The following is a 3,759-nucleotide window of genomic DNA, read 5'->3' as shown; positions in this document are numbered from 1 at the left end:
TGCTTCGGCTGTCACCCTTCTTTTATTACTCCAGCATACTTTTTGATACACCACCAAAAATTTAATAACTATTTTTCTTTAAACAACTCCCCAATTTCAACTACTTCTTCAAAATCAAACCCTAACTGCTCACCTTTACGCTGGCGCATCTGCTCAATACGCTGCTTGCGTCCTGCGATTAGCCTTAACACCTCACGGCGCTGCTCGTTAGTCATCTCATGCCACAATTGACGCTCCTTACGACTGCGCAGACAGCCAAAGCAGTAGCCCTTTTTATTGCTGGTGCAAACGCTAATACAGGGATTGGTAATCTCGAACAGCTCAATCTGCTGGCTCATGGCATCTCCATTGCTAGTAATATCATTCCTTTGGTTTGCACAAACCGACCGTTACGCTACTATTATGTCGCAAATAATGAATAGTAGTGTGCCATTTTATTATTACTGTTTTTCTTGCGCTGGTGCTATGCTTGATTTGATTTAAAAAAACAATCATAACGACATAATAAGTAAGTGAGAGGATACGTGAACATTATTTATATTCATGGGTTAGACAGTGATGCCAATTCTACCAAAGGCATTTTATTAGAAGAGTTTTGCGAGAAATATTATCCTGATATTACCGTCCTACGCCCAGATTTAAACCAACCTCCTGAGCAGGTCTTTGGCTATTTGACTGACTTGGTTGCTGAATTGAATAAAGATGACAGAGCCGTATTGGTCGGCAGCTCATTAGGCGGTTATTTTTCTACCTTGGTTAGCAACCATACAGGCTGCCCAGCGTTATTATTAAATCCTAGTACGCAGCCACATATTACGTTGCAGCGGTTTTCTAGGGAATTAGCTTTAAAAAATGATGTCAACGATGAGGATTTAAGTAGTCAGGTTCTCCACTCGACAGCTGGAGGTTGGGATATTACTAATGCAGATTTGCAGTGGTTTGAAGCGCATCAATTATCAGCTGTTAATTATCCAAATAAAGTTTCTGTTTTAATTAAAGAAGGTGATGAGCTATTAAATCCTGAACTGTCTAAAATATTTTATCAAACGCAAGGAGCGACGGTCACTCTACAAGCGGCTGGCGATCATCGATTTAGCGATTTTGGTGAACAGCTTCCGCTGGTTATTAGTATGCTAAGATAATTGGTATAGTTGTCATCAGCGTTTGAAACAGACGACATTATATGACGTAAGCGACTGACTATTAACGTTACCGTCGCTATTTTTCGTTATAATGGTTGAATAGAATTAATCGCACATAAATAGTTAAGGATGCATTTGTGAGTCAATATAATGCGCAATCGTTAGAAGTTTTAGAAGGACTAGAGCCAGTCCGTCGTCGTCCAGGCATGTATACCGATACCACGCGTCCCAATCATTTGGCACAGGAAGTCATCGATAACTCCGTTGATGAAGCGCTGGGCGGTTATGCCAAAGTTATCAAAGTTCAATTGCATAGTGATGGATCGTTGTCAGTTGAAGATGATGGTCGCGGTATGCCAACCGATATTCATCCTGAATATGGTCAATCAGGTATTGAGCTGATTTTTACTCGCTTACATGCGGGTGGTAAGTTTTCGACCTCTAATTATGAAGTATCAGGTGGTTTGCATGGGGTTGGTATTTCTGTTGTAAATGCCTTATCCACACGAGTCGAAGTAACCGTTTGGCGTGATAGTACGCAGTTTAATATGGCGTTTGAAAACGGCGCACCGGTAACGCCTTTAACAGAAAGTATAAGCTCGAATAAACGTAAAAGAGGCACTAAGGTGCATTTTTTGGCGGATGGTAGCTTTTTTGATACGCCTAAGTTTAATGTCAAGCAGCTAAAGCACAATCTAAAAGCCAAAGCTGTACTAGCAGCAGGATTGACGATTGAGTTTGTCGATGATATTAACAATGAAAAAGTTGTCTGGCAGTTTACCGACGGCGTTGTTGAATATTTAAACGAGCAATTAGACGGGCTTGAAACACTGCCGTCTGAGCCTTTTTATTATCATTATGAGGCTAAAAAGGGTGAGCGTGCTGGTATTACTTTTGCGCTATCTTGGTTACCTGATGGTGGTACGCCCATTCAAGAAAGCTATGTGAACCTGATACCAACGGCTCAGGGTGGTACGCACGTTAACGGCTTACGTACAGGTATTTTGGAAGCGTTACGTGAGTTTTGTGATATTCACAACTTACTGCCACGCAGTGTGAAGCTGACGGCAGAAGACGTGTGGGATGGGGTTAATTATATCTTGTCACTTAAGTTTTCTGAGCCGCAATTTTCGGGTCAAACCAAAGAGCGCTTATCGAGTCGCGAAGCGGCTGGAGCGGTGCAAACGTTGGCAAAGGATGCGTTTAGCTTGTGGTTAAATCAACATGCTGATTTGGGTACGCAGATTGCAGAGCTGGCGATTAATAAAGCCGGTCGCCGCCTCAAATCGGCTAAAAAAGTAGCCCGTAAAAAAATTACTCAAGGTCCAGCGTTACCTGGTAAGTTGGCAGATTGTCGCGGTGATTTACGCGATGGGGCGGAGCTATTCTTGGTAGAAGGCGATTCTGCTGGTGGTAGTGCCAAGCAAGCGCGCGACCGCCATTACCAAGCGATATTACCTCTGCGGGGTAAGATTCTAAATACGTGGGAGGTATCGTCTGATACGGTTCTTTCGAGCCAAGAGATTCATGATATTGCTATCGCCATCGGTGTGGACCCAGCGTCGGATGATTTATCTGAGTTGCGCTATGACAAAGTATGTATTCTAGCGGATGCCGACTCTGATGGTCTGCATATCGCCACATTAATTTGTGCGTTATTCGTCAAGCATTTCCCAGCGTTGGTAGATGCGGGTCACTTATTTGTGGCCATGCCGCCATTATACCGTGTCGATGTCGGTAAAGAAGTGCATTATGCGTTAGACGAATCTGAACTTGAGCATATTTTAGCCAACGTACCTGGCAATAAAAAAGCCCAGATTACACGCTTTAAAGGACTGGGTGAAATGAGTGCCGAGCAGCTACGCGAAACGACCATGAACCGAGATACGCGCCGCCTCGTACAATTGGATATGGATGATATGGTTTTGACCAATAGTGTGATGGATATGTTGTTGGCTAAAAAGCGCGCCGCTGATCGTAAATCATGGCTTGAAAATAAAGGTAACTTAGCGGATATCTCATAAGGAGTTTTAGGAGGTTATTGTTTATCCGTCTTACTGATATAGTCAGCTCAATGTCCAAGCAATACAGCTAGGCTGAGATACTTTGGTTCATATAGAGGACACGACCTAAATAGTTGGGTAATAAAAGTCTATAAAATTCAATCTAGTAGCATAAGCTTAGTGGTATTATATAGGTATCTTTTATTATGTAGTTTTGCTATGACATCAAAGTTTTTTATGCGTTCTAAAGCGGCTGCTTTTCAATCTGCACGCTCTAAAATATTACCGGTACTTAGCAAAAAACAGCTGGGTAATTTAGTTCCAAAACGCGGTAATAAATTCGCGCCAGTGGTTGCCTCGGCTTTGTTAAAAGCGGCGGGCTGGCGTACCGTTGGAGAGATTCCAAATATATCGCAGGCAGTGGTATTGGCATTACCACACACGTCGAATGTCGATGGAGTTTATGCCATTCCAAGCTTGTTTGCCTTAGATTTGAAAATTAGCATTATGGGCAAACATACTTTATTTGGTGGTGTGTCAGAAAGTATGCTGAAGAAATAAAGGAGGGTGACAGCCAAAGCAAGATGATATATTTGAGGTTATGAAGACACAAA

4 protein-coding genes are annotated in these 3,759 nt (G+C 42.5%); 3 read left to right on the top strand and 1 reads right to left on the bottom strand.

Annotation, left to right across the window (positions count from 1 at the left end):
- Positions 1–68: 68 nt before the first annotated feature.
- A complete protein-coding gene (locus tag EI162_RS13710; RefSeq protein ID WP_192524865.1) occupies positions 69–338 on the bottom strand; it encodes a DUF1289 domain-containing protein in 270 nt (89 codons plus the stop codon).
- A gap of 186 nt (positions 339–524) precedes the next feature.
- Here EI162_RS13710 and EI162_RS13705 point away from each other — a divergent pair, with 186 nt between their 5' ends.
- The 3 genes from EI162_RS13705 (at position 525) to EI162_RS13695 (ending at position 3,706) form a co-directional block, all read left to right on the top strand.
- A complete protein-coding gene (locus tag EI162_RS13705; RefSeq protein ID WP_192524864.1) occupies positions 525–1,142 on the top strand; it encodes a YqiA/YcfP family alpha/beta fold hydrolase in 618 nt (205 codons plus the stop codon).
- A gap of 137 nt (positions 1,143–1,279) precedes the next feature.
- On the top strand, positions 1,280–3,166 hold the full coding sequence (parE, locus tag EI162_RS13700) for a DNA topoisomerase IV subunit B (RefSeq protein ID WP_192524863.1): 1,887 nt from the start codon (positions 1,280–1,282) through the stop codon (positions 3,164–3,166).
- A 198-nt stretch (positions 3,167–3,364) separates the two neighbouring features.
- Positions 3,365–3,706 (top strand): hypothetical protein, encoded by a 342-nt coding sequence (locus tag EI162_RS13695; RefSeq protein ID WP_225737008.1) that lies wholly within the window; start codon positions 3,365–3,367, stop codon positions 3,704–3,706.
- The last annotated feature ends 53 nt before the right edge of the window (positions 3,707–3,759 follow it).

This window comes from Psychrobacter sp. FME6 (genome assembly GCF_014861365.1).
Lineage (GTDB): Bacteria > Pseudomonadota > Gammaproteobacteria > Pseudomonadales > Moraxellaceae > Psychrobacter.
The sequence above is the reverse complement of the archived record's forward strand: the minus strand, read 5'-3'. Positions and strand labels throughout refer to the sequence as shown.